Origin of the sequence: Halorubrum sp. GN11_10-6_MGM (assembly GCF_005435165.1) — an archaeon.
In the GTDB taxonomy this organism is placed as follows: domain Archaea; phylum Halobacteriota; class Halobacteria; order Halobacteriales; family Haloferacaceae; genus Halorubrum.
The window spans coordinates 1-21,587 of the sequence record NZ_SGUC01000041.1; the positions used below are offsets into that span (position 1 = coordinate 1).

Here is a 21,587-nt window from a genome sequence, read left to right on the forward strand (position 1 = left end):
AGACTCACACCATATCTCCGAGCGTTTCAGCTCCGTCGTGAAGTGTTCCGAAAACCGGGGAAAGAAGCGCTCAAAACCATCCTCGAAACTGCGCTATGACTCACCAACAATCTCCGCCACAAGAGCGCCGTACAGTGTTCGAGATCGCGGTTTACAACTGGTATGTTTCGATGGTCAAGTGCCTAGCAAAGAGACAGTGTTAGATCAGGGTGTCCGAACACAGACACTTGAGGCGCTTGAACGCGTTCGCACTGTCGCTGCTGAAGCTGGCGTCAGTCGTCAGGAACTAATGCGAACCACAGTATACCTGACTGACATGAGCCAATTAGAGGCAGTTACGCAGGCGTACGACGAATTCTTTGAGGGTCAACGGCCGTCACGGACCTTCGTTGGCGTCGAGCAGTTGCCGAACGATGCTACAGTTCAAATTGAGGCTACTGGTGTATGTAAATGAGGTCCTATTACAACTAAACGGCTCTGTTGAAATCCTCAGCAGGTGATAGTTTCACGCTCTCGATCGCTCAGTACAGGAGACTTAGAACTCGGTCACCGCAGACAATACTGTTCCGAGAAGGGTCAGACAGGCGGCACCGACCAACATCAGAAGGACGATTGGAGAGGCAGTAAACTCCTCCGGGTCGGTTTGTAGTGATTCATAGCCGGCAATGGCAAGCATTCCGCCTCCACCGATTGCCATGAGCAGTATCGGGATGCTTTGATCGCCAGCAATGAGCGAGCCTACCGCTGGCCCTCCAATTGAAGCTCCGATTACTACGAATGAGTCGGTGTAGACGTATAGATCTTCCATAGCTAGTTTGATGACGCGCGATAATTGTTCCTTGGATGTAAAATTAACCCGCTCCCTTCGCAGTCCTTTCTAGCGGGTGTTTCATGCGCAAAGTAGTGAATAGAATATGTGGGTCAAATCTATCCTCAGAGATTCTGAGTAGTTGTGACAGTGCAATCACCCATCCTACTATTTTGATTTAGCATCAAAAATACCAATAGTAGCCAGCGTATTTGTCGGGATGCCACTAATGGAGCGAGATAACTTCGACGAGACGGCTCCCGGTGAAATCGTTCCCACGACGACACCGAAGGGGACATATTCGGCGTTCCGCCCTGACCCGCTCCCCCCCTCAGTTAGTACTGAGCAACTCATTACACCGCTGGCGGAGGCGACACAGGCACTTGGTCGACTCCATGGTATCGGCCCACGTGTCGGCTCAAGAGAAATCCTAATCGAGCCGTTCATCCGAAAAGAAGCGCTGGAATCCTCGCAAATCGAAGGCACACATGCGACCCTCTCAGACATCTACGCCTATGAGGCTGGACAGGAGGCTCTCATCGACGAAGACAGACAGCAGGGTACCCAAGAAGTCGTGAACTATCTGAACGCGCTGACACACGGATTGGATGCGATCACAGCTGGCGATCCAATCACCGTCGAATTGCTATGCGAGATGCACGACCGGTTGCTTTCGGGTGTCCGTGGGGATGAGGCTGACCCAGGGGAACTCCGTACGACGCAGAACTTCATCGGCAGTACGCCATACATCCAAGACGCCAGGTACGTGCCGCCGCCACCGAACGAAATCCCAGACCTTCTCGAAGACTTGCTCGAGTATGCGAACCAAGAGACGAATCTGCATCCACTTCTCCGAATCGGGCTGACCCACTACCAGTTCGAGACGATTCACCCGTTTCTCGATGGGAACGGACGGCTCGGGCGGCTATTGATCAGTCTCCTGCTACAACGTGACGGTCTCTTGCCCGAGCCGTATCTCTACCTGAGTTCCTATTTCAACGCACGGCGGTCAGATTACGTTGATCATCTCTTGGCAGTCAGTCAGCACGGTGAATGGGAAGAGTGGCTTCTGTTTTTCCTGCGTGGCGTACAGTCGCAAGCGGACGAGGCCCATCAGCGGGCCAACCTGCTAGTCGACCTACGAGAAGGCTATCAACAGCGCTATCAGAGCGAGCGGTCTGAGAACATCCTCGAACTGGTGATGCGGCTCTTCGAAGATCCGTACCTTGACGTGAATACGGCGGCCGAGTGGTTAGATGTTGAATACAGCACGGCCAACCGACTGATCGGGCAGCTCGAAGATGACGGAATACTCGAAGAACTCACCGGGAAAGACCGGAATCGGTTCTACCGGGCGAGCGAAGTCTTCCAAATCATCAACAAGCCGATCGACCAACTCTGAACCACTGAGCAGAGAGGGCTTGAGGCATATGCATTGAGATGACCGGCCTCAACTACTGGAACAGCAAATATCTATATCATCGGATAGTTTGATAGTTAACTAGCTATGTGTGTGCTCTTCTGTCCGGGCCAGCAGCAGACTTGGAGGCGAGTTCGTATCAGCACCGAGCGAAACAGATGCTGTAGCTCTGTGTTCGAAGGATGACCTCTCCATCCATCCTGGGCTCGTCGACGGTGTTGCTCGTGGGGACGAACGACTGGGTCACCAGATTCACTGCGGCGCTCGAAAAACGGACCGATGTAAGTGTACAACATGTTCGAACCAAAACAGAGGCTATTGACACTGTTCAGAAACGACAGATAAGCTGTCTCATCACTGAATACTCGCTCGAAGAGACGACCGGAGTTGATCTCCTCAAGGAAGTCCGCAAGGAAACGACGGCACTCCCTGTTTTACTCGCAACTGCTGTTGGAAGTGAAGCCATCGCCGCCGAGGCTATCGAAGCTGGCGTCACCGATTACATCGCGATTACGGATCCGCCGGCACAGGTGACCAACGAACTCATCGAACGAACAGAACGTGCTATCCGATCCGCACAGCGGTCGGCAACGCAACGCGAACGAGCGAGACAGTTCGATGCGATTTTCAACGATTCGCGCACTGCGACATGGGTACTCGATCCGGATGGCGCACTTGCCCGTGTGAATAATACAGCCCGAGAGATGGTTGATAACGACATCGGAGGCCTCGTCGGCGAATCCTTCTGGGCGCTTCCGTGGTGGTCACAAGCGAATTCGATAAGCACAGACGTCCAGCAACTCGTCGAGAAGGCGCTCAACGGGTCGTTCGGTAATGCGGTCGTCACACAACCGCCACATATTGACCAGCCACGCGTCATCGATCTCTCTGTCCGCCCCGTCGAAGATGGACGCGGTGATCTCGTCTCTGTCGTCGTCGAAGGTGTCGATATTACCGAACGGGTCGACCTCGAACGGGATCTCCGGCAATCTGAGGAGCTCCATCGCGTCACACTCAACAATATGACTGACACCGTCCTCATCACAGACGAGGACGGAGAGTATACTTATGTCTGCCCGAATGTCCACTTCATATTCGGTTATACAGCCGAAGAGATTCGTGATCTGGGAACGATTAACGACCTGCTCGGAGATGACCTTTTTAGACGGGGTGAACTTGCGATCGACGGCGTACTCAAAAACATCGAAACGACAGCAACAGACAAAGCCGGCCGTGAGCATACACTTCTCGTCAACGTTCGTGAGGTTTCAATTCAAGACGGAACGCTCCTCTTCAGCTGTCGTGATATCACGAAACGGAAGCAGCGGGAGGAAGCGCTTGCGACGCTTCACGAGACTGCCCGTGATTTCCTCTATGCTGAAACACACCAAGAGATTGCCCAGCACGTGGTCGACGATACACCCGGTGTGCTTGACCTCGCCGTGAGTGCTGTCTATCTCTTTGATGCTGATGCGAACGTCCTCAGACCCGCCGCATACTCCACAGCAATGCGGGAGTTAAACGGGCCGCTTCCGACCGTCCATACCGACGGCGAAGCCCTTCCGAGCTACAGTTTTGTCGAAGACGAGGCGCTGTTTTTCGATGATGTCCACGAAGCGGACCGCCTCGAAAACCGGGCAACTGATCTCCGGAGTGTATCCTACATTCCACTCGGCAAGCACGGCGTGTTTGTCGCTGGATCAGATCAAGTCGGTACCTTCGATGATGTAACTCGAGAATTGAGCGATCTCCTTGCCGCGACAGCTGAGGCGGCTTTCGATCGTGTGTCTCGGGAGTCACAACTCCGCGAACAGGATCGCACACTCCAACAGCAAAACGAGCAGCTCACCGCTTTGAATCGAACCAATGAGACGATTCGAGAGATCGACCAAGCACTCGTCCAGGCCGAAACAACGGAGGAGATCGATCATACCGTCTGTGAGCTGTTGGCTGCCGATGATCGGTTCAAGTTCGCTTGGATCGGGGCAATCGACTCAACGACTGACACCGTCACGCCACGAGCGTGGGCGGGACGCGAACAAGGCTATTTAGATAGCCGCGAGTTTCCGCTCGCTGCGTCGGGAGTCGATCCATCGGGGCAAACCGCGGCAACCGGTGCGGTGACGATGGTAACGAACGTTGCCGCCGAACTTCGCGAAGAGCCGTGGCGAAAGGATGCACTCACCCGCGACTTCCTCTCCGTATTGAGTATCCCGCTCGTGTACAACGACCTCACGCACGGCGTGTTGACGGTGTATGCGACAACCCAAGACGCGTTTGACGAGACGGCAACAGCTGTTCTGGCAGAACTCGGTGAAACTATCGCATCCGCACTTAGCGCCATCGAGCGGAAGAATGCGCTGCTCACGACGTCTGTGACCCGCGTCGAATTTGTGATCGACGGCCCGACGTTCGTTCTTTCACGATTGGCGCAGGACGCAGCATGTACACTCTCGTACCAGGGAGGTGTCCAACAATCCACGGAGGGAAGTTACGTGTTCGTCACTGTCGAAGACGCATCGCTGAATGAGGTCGCTGAAGCAGCATCACAGATAGTAGCAATCGACGACGTACAACAAATCAGTGTGGACGGCGAAGGTGGTGTCCTACGATTACGACTCACACAGCCGTTTCTCGCCCTCGAATTAGCCGATCATGGGGCTGTCTTCCGAGAAGCCACTGCAGATCCAGATCGCACCACGCTTGTCATCGATATCCCGGATACCATTGAGCTAAGAGCGATTACACGACTCATCCGCGAGATGTTCACTGATGTCGAACTTCGCTCGAAGCAGACGCTCGACCAAGCGATGGAGCATGACCTCTATTCGAAGTTTCTCGATAAGCTCACAGAACGACAACTCGAAGTCATCCAGACGGCATACTACAGCGGATACTTCGAATCGCCACGCGAGAGTACAGGAGAAGATGTCGCAGAAACACTTGGTATCTCGCCGCCGGCGTTCTATAAACACGCCCGGACCGTCCAGCGCAAACTGTTTGCGACACTCTTCGATGAGGCTAATCCCGCTGTCGCCTCCTCTATGAATGAGAGTTAGATAACGAACCTCTAATTCTAAGAAGGGTTTGTCTAGTAGCCACTCTCTATTTCCTTATATACATATTATACCTTTATTGAGTGCCTCCCCGGCGCTCGTGAACTCACCATGAGAGATGTCGATCAAAGGGCAGATGAGGAAAGCCCCTACGAATGCTTCGAGTGTGGTAACATCATTATTACAGAAAAAAACCCTGACCAGTGTCCCGACTGTGGCGGAACAATGCGGAACCGCCGTATGCCGCTCGAATAACCATGGCTTCGGAACCAGCGCTCAACTCCGAGGAGAAGGAAAATTCGACTGCTGACTCCACCGAGCCAGAATCAGCGCTCGAAACAGCACGTCGGCAGCTCCATCATGCTGCCAGCCATCTCGATATCGATCAGAGCGTCGTCGAACGGCTGAAACATCCAAAGAAAGTCCACGAAGTCACCATACCCATCAAGCGGGATGACGGAACGGTCGAGGTGTTCACCGGGTACCGAGCACAACACGATAGTGTCAAAGGACCATATAAGGGTGGACTCCGATACCACCCTGAAGTGACACGGGACGAGTGTGTCGGACTCGGGATGTGGATGACCTGGAAGTGTGCCGTCATGGGTCTCCCGTTTGGCGGAGCAAAGGGTGGCGTCGCAGTCAACCCAAAAGAGCTGAGTCCAGATGAAAAAGAACGTCTAACTCGTCGATTTGCTCAAGAAATTCGCGACGCCATCGGACCCAATCGGGATATTCCCGCGCCCGATATGGGAACAGATCCACAGACGATGGCGTGGCTGATGGACGCGTATTCGATGCAGAAAGGCGAAACGACACCGGGGGTCGTCACCGGGAAGCCGCCAGTCATCGGTGGGAGTGAAGGTCGTGAGGAAGCTCCCGGGAGGAGTGTTGCGATTATCACTAAGCAGGCCTGCGAATATTATGAGAATGATCTTGAAGAGACGAAGATCGCGGTTCAGGGATACGGTAGCGTCGGTGCAAATGCGGCTCGTCTTCTCGACGAGTGGGGGGCAACGGTCGTCGCAATCAGTGACGTGAACGGAGCAATGTACGATCCAGGGGGAATCGACACTGCCGCAGTTCCATCACATGACGAGGAACCTGAAGCTGTCACAAAATACGCGGACAACGTTATCTCAAACGACGAGTTGCTTACGCTCGACGTCGACGTACTCGTCCCTGCTGCTCTCGGAAACGTGATCACCGAAGCAAACGCAGATGCGATTGCCGCCGACCTCGTTGTCGAAGGCGCGAACGGCCCCACGACTTCGACTGCGAGCACGATTCTAGCAGACCGGAGCATCGCGGTGATCCCAGATATCCTCGCTAATGCTGGTGGCGTCACTGTGAGCTACTTCGAGTGGCTTCAAGATATCAACCGCCGGGCGTGGTCGCTTGAACGCGTAAATGACGAACTCGAAAGTGAGATGCATGCCGCTTGGGAAGCTGTTCGAACAGAGTTCGAGCAGCGAGACGTTACTTGGCGTGACGCGGCCTACATCGTCGCACTGTCTCGCATTGCGGAAGCTCACGAAACACGAGGGCTCTGGCCGTAGAGAGATGGATTATCGACCACCCGGACAGCACCGACAGCCAACTACTCCACTTGAGCGAGGTCTGTGTCACCTGTACCGGCTAGTCATCCCCGGAGCAATTCTGATTACGATCTGCTTTCTCGGGTACGTCGTTATCGGTTTCAGTTTATCTGTCGCTGGGATTTATCAACCAACTTACTCCGTGATGGGATTTACTGACCCGATTTTTATAAGCCTGTCATTTCTGACGGGACTATTCATCTGTGCGATGTCCGGATCGCTTGCCGTTCTTACGTTTCTGCTCACCCCCGACGATTCGAGGGCTAGTTTCGTTGTCACCATGAGTCTGATCGCTTTCGGATCTGGGGCTGCTACTATACGAGCCACATTTGAGCCCGTTCAAGCATGTCTCACAGAAATAATAATCAAACTATTATGAGTATGGTAACATTAGTTTTTATATCTGAAAGAGTTATTTCCATTCATTCGCCGAAAGCACCCGCTACGAGCAGTGGGAAGACGAGCGTCGCTTCTGCCTCGACCTGCGTGTAGTTTGTCTGTTCATCCTCTTTGATCTTGCCCCACGAGACTGCCTCATTTGGGGGCGCTCCAGAGAGTGACCCGTCCCCTTCCATACCGGTCGAAATATAGACGACATAGTCTGCCCCGCCGCGGAATAGGTTTGTCAGGCTCTGTTGAAATCCTCAGCAGATGATATATTCTGACTCGTCTCCGGTCTATACAGATGAAGGCTGTAAGATCCAAGAGGGATATGATAAATATGGCAAGTTATTATAGTTATTCTACTTAGACACTGCTATGGGCGATTTGAGAGAGATGTTATTCGCAATCGAGATCACATTAGTAGGTATTACCGCCGCTGTGCTCTCGGTTCTTTATAATTCATTTTTGTTAAGTGTGATTGCTGGGGGAGCGACCCTTATCGGATTGCTTGGAGCAATAACAGTACGTAGGCGTGCCCGCGGACACTGACGGCGTTCAGTTCGCAGCTCTCATCAACCGGCTGTTTCAGGTGAGCATATATCTGAAGAATGGGATTTCAACAGAGCCAGTTCCGCTGGTCGTACTCGCTCTCCTGCTGGTACGTCGTGATATGTTTTTGCGCCGGTAGATACGCAGTCTTCATCGACCGGCTGTTTCAGACGAGAAACTGTCTGAAGAATAGGATTTCAACAGAGCCTCTTTGATATAATCATTAATCAGCTTCTGTATCATTGATTCAAAATACAGAATGTTGTGATTTAAGCTTTTTTATACTTTTGTACTGACCACGACTGATCAAGATATATCACTTGCTAAGGATTTCAACAGGGCCTACACACATGTCTCGGTTGTTGAGTCGATTCTACACGGTATGTTCGATTAGCGGCCGAATGCTTATGACGCCGCTCAGGTAACGTGGTAGTAATGAGCACCGAAACGAGTACGAACGACGACGTCCGGAGTGGGCAAACGATTACGCTCACTCAGGCGGACGACGGCTGGTGGGTCGCCCGCGACGAGGCGACGGGTGTCGCAAGCCAGGGCGAGACGCGGGAGGACGCTCTCGCCAACCTCGACGAGGCAGTCGCACTCCACAAAGGAGAGATCGGCGAGTCGATCGACACCTGGGAGGAAGAGAAGGAAGCACTCGACGACCTCGGAATCGACCCTGAGGAGGTACAGCAGGCTCGCGACGAGCACGATGGGCTCCCCGACTTCATGCAGTAAGTCGGATGGGAGCGCCTGATTTTTCCGGACGCGATGTCGTCAAAGCACTCACGAAAAATCGCTTTGCTATCGTTGATCGGACCGGCAGCCACGTCAAGCTGCGATACGAGCACCCAACGAACGACGACGATATCCGTGTCGTCTCCGTCCCGCAACACGATCGGATCCGAACTGGGACTCTACGCAACATCGCAGACCAGTCTGGTGCGGAAGACTTTGAGAAGTGGTGTCAGTGGATCGACCGGCAGTGCTGATAGGTTACTAACTCATGACCAGCACTGGCTCGAATATCGCTGCGTGGGACTACTGTTCTGGATAGCCTGAGTTATCTCGCATTCTAGCACTAAAGTCACCGGAAACCTGGTGTCTGGCGCGTTCACGCCCTCGAGGAGGTAGATCTACCCACCTCAAAGCCGGGGTAAACACGCCTCAATCCGGGATCGATCAGCGGGAACACCCCGTTATCGAAGTGAAGTATATCGCATCTCGCTATATGATATCTGACTCCGTGGAAGTTGAGACTACACCGGGTTTAGCGGGCCTGTGATGCGTAGTATCGGCCGGTTCAGTAAATGGAAACTTACTCAGGTTGCTCTCCCAACGGCCAATCTTGTTGAACTGCCAACTATATACGCGAATTTCGACGACTTCCAACAGCGTTGCCACTCAGACGACGCGCTACCCCGGTGGAGATCCTCGCTATCCGATTCCGGTTTCCTTCTTTAGCAGCGTCAGCGTATTGTCGGCTGTCACGACGGGCGAATGTTCGTACTCTCCGGTCAACACCACCTGCACGAGTAGGTCGACTGCTCGCCAAATCGAGTACAAGAGACACGCGAACGCGAAGTAGAAGAACCGCAGGCCGAAATTCTTCGACGTCGTGGCAGCCATAAATCGCTTTATCGATCTGTAGCCGCTCTCGATTTCCCACCTGTAGCCGTACTCCGTAAGGTGTCCGCTCCCCCGATTCGTCATGAACACCGAGTACTGTCGATGGTCGTCGTGCTCAGCGTTCTCTTTGCGGCGGTAGATCAGCGTCGTCTCGTGCCACTCATTCTTCCCAAGATGGAGTTTACGATCGGTCTCATACCGGTCTTGATCGCGCTGGAGCAACCGCTTCGCCTGCGCTTTCTCGCTGGTCTGCATCCGCTTCGGCACGACATACGACAAGCCACGCTGGCTAATCATCTCCAGAACGTGCTGGCTATCGAACTCCCGATCCATCAGGACGTTATCAACGTGAACGAGCTCTTCAGTCGAATCCAGCAAGTCCTCAACGATTTCCAATCGTGACTCGCCTTTTCGTACCGGGCGGGCATCAAGAACCAGCGGGACGGCGTTGCCGACTAACTGGATGGTCGCCCACTGGTACGCGTACTCGTCGGTCTGTTCTTTTGTACCGATGATCTCGTCCTCGTGGCCGGTGCGGTCGCCTGTGAAGGGGTCGGCTTCGGTGATGTCAATGGCGACGATTCCGGCTCGGTAGAACTCCTCCGTCTCTGCGAGTTCGTTGACGAGCTGTCGGACCGCCTGCCGATACATCTCGCGGATCCGTACGATAGAGAGATCACGGATGTGGTCGCGATGAGCGTGTCCGAGCGGTGTTCTCTCCCGTGTTGATTCATGTACGAAACTGCGAGCACCCTCGTTAGCGGCCAACCTCTCACGAAGCCCCAGATACGTCTGTAAGTCCCAGTAGGCGTTCTCGTGGATTGCACATCCGTCGCCACGATCCAGCGAAAATGCCGGGAAGACGACGCGGCTGACGTGGTCGGTAATCTTCTCTGCCTGCTCCAACGTGGTTTGATCGTCCGGTTCTGACTCACCAGGCTCACTCCCGTGGTATCGGAGCTTGCGTGTCGGTTCCCGCGGAATCTCGACACCCGCATTCTGGGCTTTGATGAGGATCGTTCGAGCCGCCGTCTCGACCGTCTCTCTGAGGTCAGCGGTGAACCGCTGGTGCCAACTTCGCCACAGTGTCGACTGGTCTGGGATCGTCTCGAAACCAAGTTGCTCATAGAGTTCAGGATGATTCTTGAGGTAGTCGACAAGCGCTGTTTCGTGCTCCCACCCGTAGAGTTCTCTCAGTACGACACCCGAAAGAGCGTGGCCATCTCGTATCGTGTGGGCCCGGCGTATCGATCCTCAAAGTCAAAGATAACATAGGCCAACGGGAGAGAGCAGACGAACTGCTCGACGGAGGTATGGTCATCGTGTCTGAACCACGTTGCAGAGACGATACGAACGTCCGATTCCAGACCGGCAAGCGACGTCCGATCGTACAACGGTGTCGAATCGTACGCCGGCCAATCAGTATGCGACCGTCTTGCGATCCGTCGGAAGGTTACCCGCCGGGTCTCTGGAGTTGCTGTCATATTCACTACTTCATTATGTCTTATTGATGAATCTCTCTGGAGCTATGGATAGAGATGTGTTGGCGGACTACTCAGGCATACGTTTGATACGCGATAAAGAGCGCAATGGCGAGACATACGACACCGAGTCCGCGAATGAGCCACGTATACTGGTCGGGGAGCGAGTCGTACTTGTCTGTGCCGTAGTCACCACGACGTCGCCGGTTCGGGCCAACGAATACGGACAGTCGGAGTGCTATCTGTGGGGCAGCAATCAATACAACGCCAAGCAAGACGCCAAGAACGACTGCGAGGAGTTCGCGGACCCCAGACATCTACGAACGGAGTCGCTGGATACGCTTTTCCATTGGGGGGTGGGTGGAGACAATTTGTTGGAGGAAGCCACGGTCAGAGCTGGAGATACAGAGTGCGCTCACCTGCTGATCAACGTTCGCGTCGCGGGAGCGCTGACTCCCCCGCCCGCGGCCGCGCTGGGCACGTCCAGCTGACTTTTGGGCCTGCTGGTTGCCCTGGTGGATCTTCTCAAGCGCGCGAGCGAGTGGTTCGCCCTGTCCGATAACGCCCTTCGCGTCTGCGTCGGCAACGTACTCCCGGTACCGCGAGATGGCGAGCACGAAGATCATCACGACGAACTGGACGATGTTGCCGACGACGACCGCGAGAAAGAAATCCGCGAGATCGTTCTCGCCAGTGAACAACACAATATACTGCGCGACGATAGCGACGATGGATGCGATGCCTTGGCCGAGTTGCATCGTGATGACATCCCGGTTATCGATGTGGGCGAGTTCATGGGCGATGACGCCTTCGAGCTCGCTTCGGTCAAGCAGCTGAATGAGTTCCTGGGAAATGACTACAGTCCCGTTGCCGCGGCGGCCGACTGCGAACGCATTTGGCACACCCATGTCGGCGATTTTCAACGACGGTTTCTTCATGTCCTTCTCTCGACAGACGCGTTCAACGAACTGATGGATCTCTGCGTATTGGGTTTCAGGCAGGTCTTCGGCCCCGACGCTCCGTAACGCGGCCCACTTGCCGACTTTATATTGGATTCCGATCAGGAGGATGCTACCAACGATGGCAATCGGGAGAATGCCCTCCCCGAACGCGACCATCGCCGCGGCGACGGCCACGAGGTAGAATCCCGCGAGAAGTGCACCGACGACGGCCATCCGTAGTTTGAGCCCAAAATGTTTCATATGTGTTATGTTGTAGAGGTGGTCTCGAGAGTATACTCAGTTTCGGCGCTGGCTGGTTCATCAACCCGACTCAGTCCCCGAGTGACGATTGTTCGATCGATTCTGGCTGTCAATTCTGGATGGGGTCTGCTGTTTGCGGTGAGTCGTTGCATATGTGTGTGTGATTAGTCAATCGCGGTACGTTCACGGTCAGCGAGGCTTACCGAGAGCTGCCCGTCGCTGTGAACCGAGACCACACACTCGGAGAGAACGAACTTGACCACTCCGGTAGATGACGTCGACGCTCCGTCAGCTTCGCCGAACAGCTGACTGAGCGCGAACGCATGCGCACGGTCGTAGCGGGAGGCGACTGCCGAGCGGGCATCACCGGTAACGGTCGACACAGCGTCGGTGACGGCCTCGTAGAGGGGTGTCTCATCGCCCCAGCGAGCCAGGTAGCGGCCGTGCCACGGTGCTGTCGATTCGTCGGTGGGTCTGGATTCGTCAGTCATTGTTTATTCAGGCGCTTCGGTTCGCGCCACGGCCCTTACTGAACGTTCGGTAAGTATCAATCTTTCCCTTCATCTCACGTTAGAGTAGGGGTAGCCTCGAACGTCGTGTTAACTTAAACATGATTCCACCAGACGGCGTGGGCTTGTAACCAGTTTTCCGCGGTCGGTGGATCGACGTGGCTGAAACAGTTTGAAAACGAAGAGGTTCGTCGTTCTACTTCTCTAAAGACACGTTCTACGGAGTTTCTGAAGCCGTGTTGTTCGACGCGGTAGCTATAGTTTTCGCGGCGGAGCCCACCGATCAGATCGTCGGCGTCATCGACGAGAAACAGGGCGTCTTCAACGTCGTGTTTCTCGGCCAATTCTGTGAGAAATTCTCGTGCGATCGGTATCGTGTACGTCGGAAATAGCCGTGAATGAAGGATTCTGTTTGTTTCCGGATCGACGGCAGCATACAGCCAATACTGCTCGTCATTGATCCGGATCGCCTTTTGATCGACCGCAACGCGATCCGGGCTTTCACCGCCAGCTGGCTGTAAATCAGCTTTCTGTACCCAGTTGTGAACAGCGACACGACTTCTCTTGACACCCAATTCCTCAAGAAGAATAACTGTATTCGAAAGTGATAATCCTGCGAGATGGTGGCGAATACCCTTTTCAATGATCGACCGGGGTGTCCGCTCTCGCTCCACAAACTCCAAGTCGATCCACTCGGTACACTCGGTGAGGCGGGCGATTTCTGGCATAGGCACTAGAACTTCGCTCCGCCTCTTCCTTAACTTAACACCGCGGCCTCGAACCAGGCAACATCCTTATCCACAATTTTCTATCTGCCGAATATACGGCTTAAAACCAATTCACTCGAATATATAGAGTGCATCTTATTATGCCTCTGGCAATGGCCTTTTGCAGTTAGACGAAGGGTTTAACATCTACCGAACGTTTAGTCAGTAGTATGGGTCGAGTCTCGCTCAGAAACAATCCACTACTCGCTGCGCTTCTGGGAACAGTGGTCACCGGACTTGGCCACTTCTACCTCCGGCGCTGGCTGAGAGCGCTTGGATGGCTAGGACTCACCGTTGCTGCTTCAGTTTTGTTCGTCCCCGAGTCAACGATGTCCGCGCTTAGTTCGGGTACACTAACCGATCCATTCTCGATTCTCCCGATAGTCCTGATCAGTGCCGCCAGTGCCCTTGACGCGTATCTCATCGCAAAAGTTAGAAGACGAACCGATAGATTCCAAGCAAACAATACTGTCGGGTCAACAGGGGCTGATGAATCTCCAGCTTGTCCTACCTGCGGAAAGCCGGTCGATCCTGATCTCGGATTCTGCCACTGGTGTACAACCGAATTCAACGTTGTTGACGTCTCCAAGCTGGAACGGATCGACAAAAATCAATCGAACTGACAATGGCTTCTGATTCGCCCAAACAGCACTGGAGCACCGCCGAAGAAGAGATTATGGAAGCCACCTATCGGGCACTACTTACCCACGGTTACGCCGACCTGTCGATCTCCCGAATAGCCGACGAACTCGACAAGTCGAAAGCTGCTATCTACTACCACTACGACACGAAAGACGACCTTCTGGTTGCGTTTCTTGAGTTCGCCGTCGATCGATTCGAAGAGACGACCGTTACAGAGACAGGTAATGAGCCGGCAGCGGATCTCGAGCACGTCATTGAGAAGCTCCTCCCGCTTCAGCCCGACGAGGAACAACGGCAGCTCCAAGCGGTACTAGTTGGCCTCCGGTCACAGGCCGTGACGAACGGGGTATTTCGCGAGCAATTCACGCAGATTGATGAACGATTGGCAGCCACCATTCGGGGTATCGTCGATCGTGGTATTGAGGAAGACACGTTCCGTGATGTCGACCCGTCGCGGGTCGCGGAGCATATCCTAGCGACGGTCAATGGCGCGATGTACGGTCGCGCGACGACAGACCGCAAAAGCGCCGCCGCGGCAGCACGCGTCTCGCTGGCCTCGTATATTGACTCGGAACTGAGGCGTACTGCGTGAGCACGCGCGATGTCAACGTCACCGACGGTGAGCTGCTGAAGCCGCTGGTGATACTCTCGCTTCCGATCGTCCTCTCCCAGATGGTTTAGTTTCCGTCAATCAAATGTCGGAGGATTTCGCACCGGGCAAACAGAGAGATTAAGACCTAATGTTCCCACTACGGTCAGAATTCCTTCACCTGAATCCGGAGGAGGATGTCAGAGGTCGTCTTGGCGGAACGAAAGGAACCCGCCAAGCACCGGAAGTATGGCCCACCCTACAAGAGCGAGTAATGCCACTACTGGTGTCACGAAGTTCGCCGACGAGTCTACAACGGCAGCGGGAACGGTCCCAGCATCAAGCACCTCTGCAAGCACGTAATTGAACGATGTATTCGGACCTACAAAACTTGCAAGCGTGACCCACGTTTCGGGCTCTCCGGACGTCGGACGGAAGCGAAAGAGGACTGTTTCTGTAAGATCGATAAGTACGGTCCAAAAGAGGGTTAATCCGATGTACGCTCCGAACGCTGCAGCGATCACCCGACGCGAAGTTGACAACGTCATTGAGAGTCCAGCCGCGATCCAGAGGAACGTTGTTCCATACACGATTGACATCGCTGTGAAGCCGACAAAACGAGACGCGGAGAATGACGGGAAGAAATACAGAAGAATGACACTCGCGAGGAGGGCAGCGGCTGCAATGACAGTGGCGAGCAGCGTCGTCCTGCCGACGAGCTTTCCGACGATGAGACCCGCTCGTGAGTGTGGCATGGACAGCGACAACACAGCAGTTCCCGACTCTCGTTCGCCGATAATGGCCTCGTAGCCGAGGATGATCCCTGCGAGTGGAACCAGCAGACCAACACCAGGTGCAAGGAGATCGATATACCCCTCGAACTCGGGACCGCCCAGTTGGACGAGTAAGGCTGCGAGTCCTCCAAACCCAAGGAAGAACCCAGCGAAGAGTGCCCATGCTCCCCGCTCGTGAATCGCTTTGCGCAGATCGTTTTGCGCGATCGCCTGCCAGTTCATAGGTCAGTCCTCCGGAACTGGAGGTACCCCCCAATCGCCGGCAGCAGAATCCAGCATCCCAACAGCCAGACAGCTGGTCCCCCCTGTAAATACCACGGTCCAGCGGAGCCGAGAGCTGCCCCGCTGGTGAGTTTGTTCGGACTCACGTATGTGTCCAAGACGCGTTTGTACAGCATGCTAGGCTCCGCGCCGTGGACAAAGACGGCCCAATTAGGAAGTTCGTCGCTTGCTAAGTTCAGGTATTCTAACCCTTGCAGAAAGAACCCCGTGAGCTGCGGCCATGCGACGACAAACAGGAAGAACAACCCGAACGTGAACACCGTCGCTCGGCGAAGCGACGCGGTCAACGTCGAGAGTGCGATTCCGACCGCAAGAAACGCGAATCCGAGCAGGAGGGTCGCACCCAGATAGCTCACAAGCCTGTCGAGCGCGACGCGCCCGAACGGGTATTCGATGAGTGCTGCACCACCGAGAATACCGACTGTGATCGTCACGAACAAGACGAGTCCACGTCCGACCATCTTGCCGAACACGATATCCGCTCGGGAATGTGGGAAAGACAACGTGAGCGTCAAGCGGCCCGCGGCTCGCTCTCCGACTACCGCACGGTAACCGAGCAATAGCCCGAACAAGGGAACGAGAAACAACACGATCCCGCGAATGAATCCATCGTAGTCAGTCATCGTCGGGTCTGACGTCGTCGTTGGAACGATATACCCGCCAAACACGAAAACCAAGGCGACGAACGCCGTGCCGGCCTTGCCAGTTCGGCTCCCTATCAGACCGCGGATATCCTTTCGGGCTACAGTCGACCATCCTGTCATTCACTTCTCCGTGTGTATTCGACGAACAAGTCCTCAAGCGACGCCTCTTCGGTTGTCAAGTCGAGCACCTCGACGCCTCGTTCGTCCAACGCAAGCAGTACATCCATCTTTGTGTCCTTCGCACACGTGACCGCGAGCCGGCCCTCGTCGGTGATTCCGGCTTGGTCGACCTCATCGAGTGCTTCGACCGCATCGATGTGTGAGTCTTCGAGGTTATCGGTCGCGATGAGAAGTCTCGTCTCACCGCCGGCCATATCACGCAGTCCGCCGATCGTGTCGACGGCTGCAAGTTGACCTTGGTGCATAATACCAACGCGATCGGCAACCGCTTCGATCTGTTCGAGGATGTGACTCGAAAAGAAGACAGTCGCCCCTCGCTCGTTCTCTTCGAGGATGATTTCACGCATCGACCGTGCACCCGCCGGGTCAAGTCCCGACGTCGGCTCGTCAAGAATGAGGAGGTCGGGCTCACCAACAAGTGCCATTGCGAACACCATGCGCTGTGTCATCCCTTTTGAGTAACCCTCGGCAGCACGGTCGGCTGCCTCGGTAATACCGACTCGGTCAAGCAAATTGAGTGGTTCGCCGTCGACGCCCTTGGATTCCATTGCGAACTGGACGTGCTGGCGGCCTGTGAGACCGGAGTACACACCGTACCCGTCCGGAAGGACCCCCATGTGCTTGCGCGCTTCGACGCTGTCCGTCTGACAGTCGGCGCCAAACGCCTCCAGATCTCCGGCGGTCGGACGAATGTGGTCTAGCAGCATGTTGATCAGCGTCGACTTTCCGGCGCCATTGTGGCCGAGAAAGCCGAACACTTCACCCTGTTCGATTTGTAAATCGACGCGGTCGACGGCCGTGAAAGAACCGAACCGCTTCGTAACGTCGTGTATCTGTATTGCTGGTGGCATTATCTGAGTATCCTTGATGAGGCAGTTATCAGACTACTCAACGGACCAGCCGGCAAGCTATCGTTGATGCTCATTAGTTTCGCCACCGATACACTCCGATCCCAGCCCCGACTACCACGATCATAAGGAGACCGATTGCTAGCAGCGGGGAGCCACCTTCTTGATTGCTGTCTGACTGAGATTCGATGGTGCCGATATCAACGGGGAGCGTGCTGGACACCCGCTGGCCGTTGATGGTGTACTCTACTTGAATCGGGATCTGGTCAAGATTCGACGAGGCGTTCACCGTCGCTTCGAACGTTTCGAACTCATTTGAGTCGATGTTGTCAATGAAGTATTCTTTTGTCGGCCCAACGGGCGTTACGGCATCCGTATTAGCAGCACTGATCAGAACCGAATTCACCTGTGCGGTGCCGACGTTCGCTGCCTCACCCTCGATGGTCAACGTTCCCCCACCCTGAGTGATTCCAACATCGGTTAGTGCAATCGCAGAGGTTGGCGCTGGGGAATATTTTGAGTACCGGAGACTCTGTTGGATGGTCTGTCGGTCAGTCCCGGCGGTGAACGTTGCCACAATCGTGATGTTGCCAGCTGGAATGTCGTTATCATCCAGAGTGGCATTTCTGGATCCCTCGCCCGGAACGTTCGAAATAGGGACTCTGGCAACAGTGCTTCCATCATTCACTGCACGGATCTGTACGTCTTCAAGTTCTACGTTGCCGAACTGATGAAGTTCTGTAAGGATGACCGATGAGTCGTTACGAATCCGATTGGAAACATCCAGTGTCACATCACTCGTTGCCGCATCAACGTTGACGGTATCAACTTGAGACACCGTCCGTGTCTTTCCGGACGGAGTGTCATATATAAGTGTCGCGTTGAGTGATTGCTGTCCAGACCTGGAGAACTTCACCCGATACGTGTGGCTGGTTTGGTCTCCGGATGCGATTAAAGCACTAACCCGTCGGGGATTTCTGATATCCCCATCACTATCCAGACGCAATTGGACGTTACGGAGTGATTCTGTGTTCCCATTGGCGACAGTTACGTTCACCTGCCGTGTCACTCCGACGACCGGATTAGAAACCGTGATATCTCCCGTTTGATCTGTCTTGGGTTCAGTGACAGCAATCCCCAAACTCGGGAGTTGTGGATCGCGCACATCCACGACGTATTGTGACTGGACGTTAATTACCGGTCCGGCACTCCCATACAGTTTGAGACTGATAGTTTGCTGTCCGGGGTCATTGATTGTCACTGGGACAGATACAGTCATCTGTGACCCAGGCGTCAATTGACCAAGCCCATTTAGTATGTGTTCTCGATCGCCATCAACCTCAACAACGAGATCATTAAGATTCGCTGTCCGTTGGCTATTGGGATAGTTCGAGATCGTGACCCGAAGTGAGAACGGTTCTCCCGCCGTTGGCGTCTGGGTGCTTGCAGTGATATTTGATATCGCGATTGCAGTCCCACTCGACTGAGCAGATACAACAGGGGCAGTGACGGCGAATACACTGACCACCAGCATCGAGAGGATTATAAGCGAGGCCACCCGTTCTGAGCGGGAGCAGCTGAGAGTCGTATTATTGCCTCGATTCATCATTTCCAAGAAACGGTGGCAGAAACATACCTGTGTGGTAGACATCGTATCTCGTAGCGCTCATCAGAGACGGATTTTGACATTATACTCGTAGGAAGTATTTGCTTGGAGTTACTCTTTTGCCGGACTTGAGCCAGAAGTCAGACGATATTGACGCACAATTAGACCCAAATTCAGATAGGGTCACGACCCAGCAACCGAACTGGAATCCGCATAACTAATATCTGACACGAACTTCAGACCCCTCTTCACCGAGCGAATCGATCCCACGTAGTCTGGATGAATTTGGGTGCAATTCTGGTTCAAGTCTGTCTGTAGATGTAGCGAAATTCGGCAAATAACCTTATCCGCGGGCCTTGTATTGATAGCTGCTGGAGCATAGTACAATCACAGTAGAATGGTTATCCTGTTGTTGATAGAACTGGTCCCCTGCTGGCGCAATCTCCCATGAGCGACCGATTATCCCAATCGGTTTTTGCACATCCTACAGATTCAATCCAATCATATTTTTATATTCCCGGTTGTAGTCGCACACAGATGCGTCGGGTTCTCTGGTGGTTGATTGGCGGTTCACGAGGCGGCAGCAATCGCCTTCGCATCATCCTCACACTCCACGAGACACCGATGAACGCAAATCAGCTTTCAGAGAGCTTAGAATTAGACTACAAAACAACCCGCCATCATCTTGACCTGCTCTGTGAGAACAGGGTATTAACCACGATGGGCGACGGATACGGAATGACTTATTTTCTAACTGACCAGATGGAAGAGAACCTGGACGTCCTCGAGCAAGTAGCTCGGAAAGCAGATATGAGCGAAATATTACCAACTGAATCATCATCACCAGAGGCAGGTGTGAACATGGAATCAGACGGAGAGACACAGAATGACCGGGAGTAGCATACAGATGAAATTTGATGAGACAGAGACGACCCAACGAACGGTTCTATTAGTCACTATAGCGGCGAGTGTCGCACTCGGAGTGACACTCCTTGTCTGGATGCTTTTAGAGCAACCGTTCTCGGGAGAACATCTTATTCGAAATCTGTTCATCCTGACAAAAGTGTTTGTCTCGATCTTCACCGCAACGATTCTTCTCGGAGTGGGTGTAACGTATTTTCGCATTTATCTGCGTCTTCCCAATCAGTTCACGCGGACATTGCTGCTCATCAACGTCTCGCTATTGCTGTATGCTATTTGGGCAAATCCTATCGTGTGGGTTGTTTTTGGCGTCGAGCCGACTGGGATTGGCCTATTTACTGTTCTCCCAGACATTTTTACCGCACTCGCTGCGGTCATGCTGTTACAGCAAAGCGGAATGTGATGCTCTGTTGAAGAGCGATCTTATCAGCCCGCTCGCTCGGCGGTGCCATGCGAGCGCTGAGCTGGTATCGGCAGTTCCGTGAAATTGTCCTCATGTTCGCCATCAGCAACATAGAACTGCTGTGTGAACCGCTGTAACCGTGGCTCAGCATCTATTCAACGCAGCGGCTCTGTTGAAATCCTCTGTAAGTGATATATTCTGACTCAATCGCGGTCAGTACAGGTGAAGCAACTACCGTTTGATATAGAAGTAGACTTGGTGGCGAGACCACCATCTGGTTACATTCATCGACAGCATAAAATCATATACAGCGGCCAGAAAGCATGTTATGTGTGCTTGATTTAACGAGATCCGAGACGGCATATCTGGTAACGGCTATATCTCTCGCTGTTATCGGGTTTCTCAATCTTACTCCGTTTCTTTCCTTCAGTGAGAGCCTAGCGCTCCTTTCACTTTGCGTAGTACTGTTGGCATTGAGGCGAATCGTCGATTGATACGCAGTCCTCATCGACCAGCTGTTTTAGACGAGAATGGATCTGAAGGATAAGATTTCAACAGGCCAACTCAATAAATTCCGTATCTTATTTTCACCGAGTGAAATGAAAGATTGAGCGAGAAGTTACTTAAGATTCTCACGGTAGTCATATTCAATTCCATTTTGGACTAATATATCCTCAACATCTGATAGAGTATCTGTTTCACTCTTAGACCACGTCGGCATCAATTGAACTACTCGGAGTTTTTCAGAGTCATTCTCCTGATACTGTATGATCATGTGTGGGTGACCGATCTTATTTGGTTTGGATAAGATGATCTGTTGGATTGTTCTAAGCTCAATTTTAGTTTCGTCAGAGACTTCAAAATACCTATTGTAGATATGTTTCCCTGATAATAATAAAAATCCCAAAAGTACACCGGTGACTAAGCCATTTACCGCAACTTCCCTGATAAATATACTAGTGTTAAAAACAATAGACAATATCAGGTAGAAAGCTGTCGCTGACAGAATTACTTGTAGTGTATAGCTATTTTTCAGGAGACGCTTAGCTCTAGTGAGTTTGTTACTTTCGATCTCGATATGGCCATCATGTACCACACAATTGCCCGGAAGAATTTGAAATTGATCCATAAGCAAGATTATAACAGCTGGAGCGTGTCATAGAATCCATCTCATAGCTTCTCACAGCCCGGTAGGTTTCCGCGCTCGTAGTTGGTGATGGCAATAACGAGCCGTAGGCACAGCGCAACGAACACTTCTGTTCGTGCGTGGACGCG

Annotated in this window: 19 protein-coding genes and 5 pseudogenes; 13 read left to right on the forward strand and 11 right to left on the reverse strand. The window is 53.4% G+C overall.

Annotation, left to right across the window (positions count from 1 at the left end; all coding sequences use genetic code 11):
- Window positions 1-99: pseudogene (locus EXE46_RS14555) on the forward strand (IS1595 family transposase); the annotation flags it as partial.
- A gap of 10 nt (window positions 100-109) precedes the next feature.
- Window positions 110-454, forward strand: a complete 345-nt coding sequence (locus EXE46_RS14560; protein WP_255509591.1) for a RidA family protein — start codon at window positions 110-112, stop codon at window positions 452-454.
- Window positions 455-535: 81 nt separating this feature from the next.
- Here the strand turns inward: EXE46_RS14560 and EXE46_RS14565 are convergent, their stop codons facing one another.
- Window positions 536-808 carry a hypothetical protein gene (locus tag EXE46_RS14565; RefSeq protein ID WP_137689092.1) on the reverse strand — a complete coding sequence of 91 codons (273 nt, stop codon included), beginning with the start codon at window positions 806-808 and terminating at the stop codon, window positions 536-538.
- A gap of 229 nt (window positions 809-1,037) precedes the next feature.
- On the opposite strand from EXE46_RS14565, the gene EXE46_RS14570 reads away from it, so the two are divergent.
- The 4 genes from EXE46_RS14570 to gdhB all read left to right on the forward strand — a co-directional run bounded on the left by EXE46_RS14570 (window position 1,038) and on the right by gdhB (window position 6,843).
- Window positions 1,038-2,210, forward strand: a complete 1,173-nt coding sequence (locus tag EXE46_RS14570; protein ID WP_137689093.1) for a Fic family protein — start codon at window positions 1,038-1,040, stop codon at window positions 2,208-2,210.
- Window positions 2,211-2,410: 200 nt separating this feature from the next.
- On the forward strand, window positions 2,411-5,287 hold the full coding sequence (locus tag EXE46_RS14575) for a bacterio-opsin activator domain-containing protein (protein WP_137689094.1): 2,877 nt from the start codon (window positions 2,411-2,413) through the stop codon (window positions 5,285-5,287).
- 108 nt (window positions 5,288-5,395) lie between these two features.
- Window positions 5,396-5,539, forward strand: a complete 144-nt coding sequence (locus tag EXE46_RS14580; RefSeq protein ID WP_137689095.1) for a rubrerythrin-like domain-containing protein — start codon at window positions 5,396-5,398, stop codon at window positions 5,537-5,539.
- Between the two features lie 2 nt (window positions 5,540-5,541).
- Entirely contained in the window at window positions 5,542-6,843 is a 1,302-nt protein-coding gene (gene gdhB / locus EXE46_RS14585; RefSeq protein ID WP_137689096.1) for a glutamate dehydrogenase GdhB, read from the forward strand.
- Between the two features lie 461 nt (window positions 6,844-7,304).
- On the opposite strand, the pseudogene EXE46_RS14595 reads toward gdhB, so the two are convergent.
- Window positions 7,305-7,511, reverse strand: a pseudogene (locus EXE46_RS14595) (deoxyhypusine synthase family protein); the annotation flags it as partial.
- Between the two features lie 739 nt (window positions 7,512-8,250).
- On the opposite strand from EXE46_RS14595, the gene EXE46_RS14600 reads away from it, so the two are divergent.
- Window positions 8,251-8,553 (forward strand): type II toxin-antitoxin system HicB family antitoxin, encoded by a 303-nt coding sequence (locus EXE46_RS14600; RefSeq protein ID WP_089309241.1) that lies wholly within the window; start codon window positions 8,251-8,253, stop codon window positions 8,551-8,553.
- A 5-nt stretch (window positions 8,554-8,558) separates the two neighbouring features.
- Window positions 8,559-8,807 (forward strand): type II toxin-antitoxin system HicA family toxin, encoded by a 249-nt coding sequence (locus EXE46_RS14605; RefSeq protein WP_089309240.1) that lies wholly within the window; start codon window positions 8,559-8,561, stop codon window positions 8,805-8,807.
- Window positions 8,808-9,252: 445 nt separating this feature from the next.
- Here EXE46_RS14605 and EXE46_RS17495 read toward each other — a convergent pair.
- From EXE46_RS17495 to EXE46_RS14630, 4 genes and pseudogenes are all read right to left on the reverse strand, one after another.
- Window positions 9,253-10,928, reverse strand: a pseudogene (locus EXE46_RS17495) (transposase).
- Between the two features lie 314 nt (window positions 10,929-11,242).
- Window positions 11,243-12,100, reverse strand: a complete 858-nt coding sequence (locus tag EXE46_RS14620) for a M48 family metallopeptidase (protein ID WP_137689099.1) — start codon at window positions 12,098-12,100, stop codon at window positions 11,243-11,245.
- A gap of 191 nt (window positions 12,101-12,291) precedes the next feature.
- Window positions 12,292-12,618 (reverse strand): HalOD1 output domain-containing protein, encoded by a 327-nt coding sequence (locus EXE46_RS14625; protein ID WP_137689100.1) that lies wholly within the window; start codon window positions 12,616-12,618, stop codon window positions 12,292-12,294.
- Window positions 12,619-12,731: 113 nt separating this feature from the next.
- Window positions 12,732-13,364 (reverse strand): IS6 family transposase, encoded by a 633-nt coding sequence (locus tag EXE46_RS14630; protein WP_137688821.1) that lies wholly within the window; start codon window positions 13,362-13,364, stop codon window positions 12,732-12,734.
- 209 nt (window positions 13,365-13,573) lie between these two features.
- On the opposite strand from EXE46_RS14630, the gene EXE46_RS14635 reads away from it, so the two are divergent.
- Together EXE46_RS14635 and EXE46_RS14640 are read left to right on the forward strand one after the other, a co-directional pair.
- Entirely contained in the window at window positions 13,574-14,026 is a 453-nt protein-coding gene (locus EXE46_RS14635) for a zinc ribbon domain-containing protein (protein WP_137689101.1), read from the forward strand.
- A 2-nt stretch (window positions 14,027-14,028) separates the two neighbouring features.
- A complete protein-coding gene (locus EXE46_RS14640) occupies window positions 14,029-14,637 on the forward strand; it encodes a TetR/AcrR family transcriptional regulator (RefSeq protein ID WP_137689102.1) in 609 nt (202 codons plus the stop codon).
- Window positions 14,638-14,834: 197 nt separating this feature from the next.
- On the opposite strand, the gene EXE46_RS14645 is transcribed toward EXE46_RS14640, so the two are convergent.
- The 4 genes from EXE46_RS14645 to EXE46_RS14660 form a co-directional block, all read right to left on the reverse strand.
- Entirely contained in the window at window positions 14,835-15,650 is an 816-nt protein-coding gene (locus EXE46_RS14645) for an ABC transporter permease (protein WP_137689103.1), read from the reverse strand.
- Window positions 15,647-16,474, reverse strand: coding sequence for an ABC transporter permease (locus EXE46_RS14650; protein ID WP_137689104.1), 828 nt, complete (start codon window positions 16,472-16,474; stop codon window positions 15,647-15,649). Before EXE46_RS14650 ends, EXE46_RS14645 begins: the two co-directional genes overlap by 4 nt.
- Entirely contained in the window at window positions 16,471-17,385 is a 915-nt protein-coding gene (locus EXE46_RS14655; RefSeq protein ID WP_137689105.1) for an ABC transporter ATP-binding protein, read from the reverse strand. The genes EXE46_RS14650 and EXE46_RS14655 overlap by 4 nt, the downstream gene beginning before the upstream one ends.
- 73 nt (window positions 17,386-17,458) lie before the next feature.
- The gene (locus EXE46_RS14660) at window positions 17,459-19,033 is read right to left on the reverse strand and encodes a hypothetical protein (RefSeq protein WP_137689106.1); all 1,575 of its coding nucleotides are present in this window, start codon (window positions 19,031-19,033) and stop codon (window positions 17,459-17,461) included.
- Window positions 19,034-19,525: 492 nt separating this feature from the next.
- Between EXE46_RS14660 and EXE46_RS14665 the strand changes: the two genes are divergently transcribed.
- The 3 genes and pseudogenes from EXE46_RS14665 to EXE46_RS14675 form a co-directional block, all read left to right on the forward strand.
- Window positions 19,526-19,888, forward strand: coding sequence for a winged helix-turn-helix domain-containing protein (locus tag EXE46_RS14665; RefSeq protein WP_137689107.1), 363 nt, complete (start codon window positions 19,526-19,528; stop codon window positions 19,886-19,888).
- A 7-nt stretch (window positions 19,889-19,895) separates the two neighbouring features.
- Window positions 19,896-20,312, forward strand: a complete 417-nt coding sequence (locus EXE46_RS14670) for a hypothetical protein (protein ID WP_137689108.1) — start codon at window positions 19,896-19,898, stop codon at window positions 20,310-20,312.
- 29 nt (window positions 20,313-20,341) lie between these two features.
- Window positions 20,342-20,449: pseudogene (locus EXE46_RS14675) on the forward strand (IS5/IS1182 family transposase); the annotation flags it as partial.
- Between the two features lie 1,033 nt (window positions 20,450-21,482).
- On the opposite strand, the pseudogene EXE46_RS14680 reads toward EXE46_RS14675, so the two are convergent.
- Window positions 21,483-21,587: pseudogene (locus EXE46_RS14680) on the reverse strand (IS5/IS1182 family transposase); the annotation flags it as partial.

Bases quoted from the DNA above. Each gene is read 5' to 3' on its own strand.
- EXE46_RS14605 (WP_089309240.1), top strand. From the start codon at position 8,559: ATGGGAGCGCCTGATTTTTCCGGACGCGATGTCGTCAAAGCACTCACG.
- EXE46_RS14575 (WP_137689094.1), top strand. From the start codon at position 2,411: ATGACCTCTCCATCCATCCTGGGCTCGTCGACGGTGTTGCTCGTGGGG.
- EXE46_RS14625 (WP_137689100.1), bottom strand. From the start codon at position 12,618: ATGACTGACGAATCCAGACCCACCGACGAATCGACAGCACCGTGGCAC.
- EXE46_RS14635 (WP_137689101.1), top strand. From the start codon at position 13,574: ATGGGTCGAGTCTCGCTCAGAAACAATCCACTACTCGCTGCGCTTCTG.
- EXE46_RS14565 (WP_137689092.1), bottom strand. From the start codon at position 808: ATGGAAGATCTATACGTCTACACCGACTCATTCGTAGTAATCGGAGCT.
- EXE46_RS14620 (WP_137689099.1), bottom strand. From the start codon at position 12,100: ATGGCCGTCGTCGGTGCACTTCTCGCGGGATTCTACCTCGTGGCCGTC.
- EXE46_RS14655 (WP_137689105.1), bottom strand. From the start codon at position 17,385: ATGCCACCAGCAATACAGATACACGACGTTACGAAGCGGTTCGGTTCT.
- EXE46_RS14570 (WP_137689093.1), top strand. From the start codon at position 1,038: ATGGAGCGAGATAACTTCGACGAGACGGCTCCCGGTGAAATCGTTCCC.
- EXE46_RS14640 (WP_137689102.1), top strand. From the start codon at position 14,029: ATGGCTTCTGATTCGCCCAAACAGCACTGGAGCACCGCCGAAGAAGAG.
- EXE46_RS14660 (WP_137689106.1), bottom strand. From the start codon at position 19,033: ATGTCTACCACACAGGTATGTTTCTGCCACCGTTTCTTGGAAATGATG.
- EXE46_RS14670 (WP_137689108.1), top strand. From the start codon at position 19,896: ATGAAATTTGATGAGACAGAGACGACCCAACGAACGGTTCTATTAGTC.
- EXE46_RS14600 (WP_089309241.1), top strand. From the start codon at position 8,251: ATGAGCACCGAAACGAGTACGAACGACGACGTCCGGAGTGGGCAAACG.
- EXE46_RS14645 (WP_137689103.1), bottom strand. From the start codon at position 15,650: ATGAACTGGCAGGCGATCGCGCAAAACGATCTGCGCAAAGCGATTCAC.
- EXE46_RS14580 (WP_137689095.1), top strand. From the start codon at position 5,396: ATGAGAGATGTCGATCAAAGGGCAGATGAGGAAAGCCCCTACGAATGC.
- EXE46_RS14630 (WP_137688821.1), bottom strand. From the start codon at position 13,364: ATGCCAGAAATCGCCCGCCTCACCGAGTGTACCGAGTGGATCGACTTG.
- gdhB (WP_137689096.1), top strand. From the start codon at position 5,542: ATGGCTTCGGAACCAGCGCTCAACTCCGAGGAGAAGGAAAATTCGACT.
- EXE46_RS14650 (WP_137689104.1), bottom strand. From the start codon at position 16,474: ATGACAGGATGGTCGACTGTAGCCCGAAAGGATATCCGCGGTCTGATA.
- EXE46_RS14665 (WP_137689107.1), top strand. From the start codon at position 19,526: ATGCGTCGGGTTCTCTGGTGGTTGATTGGCGGTTCACGAGGCGGCAGC.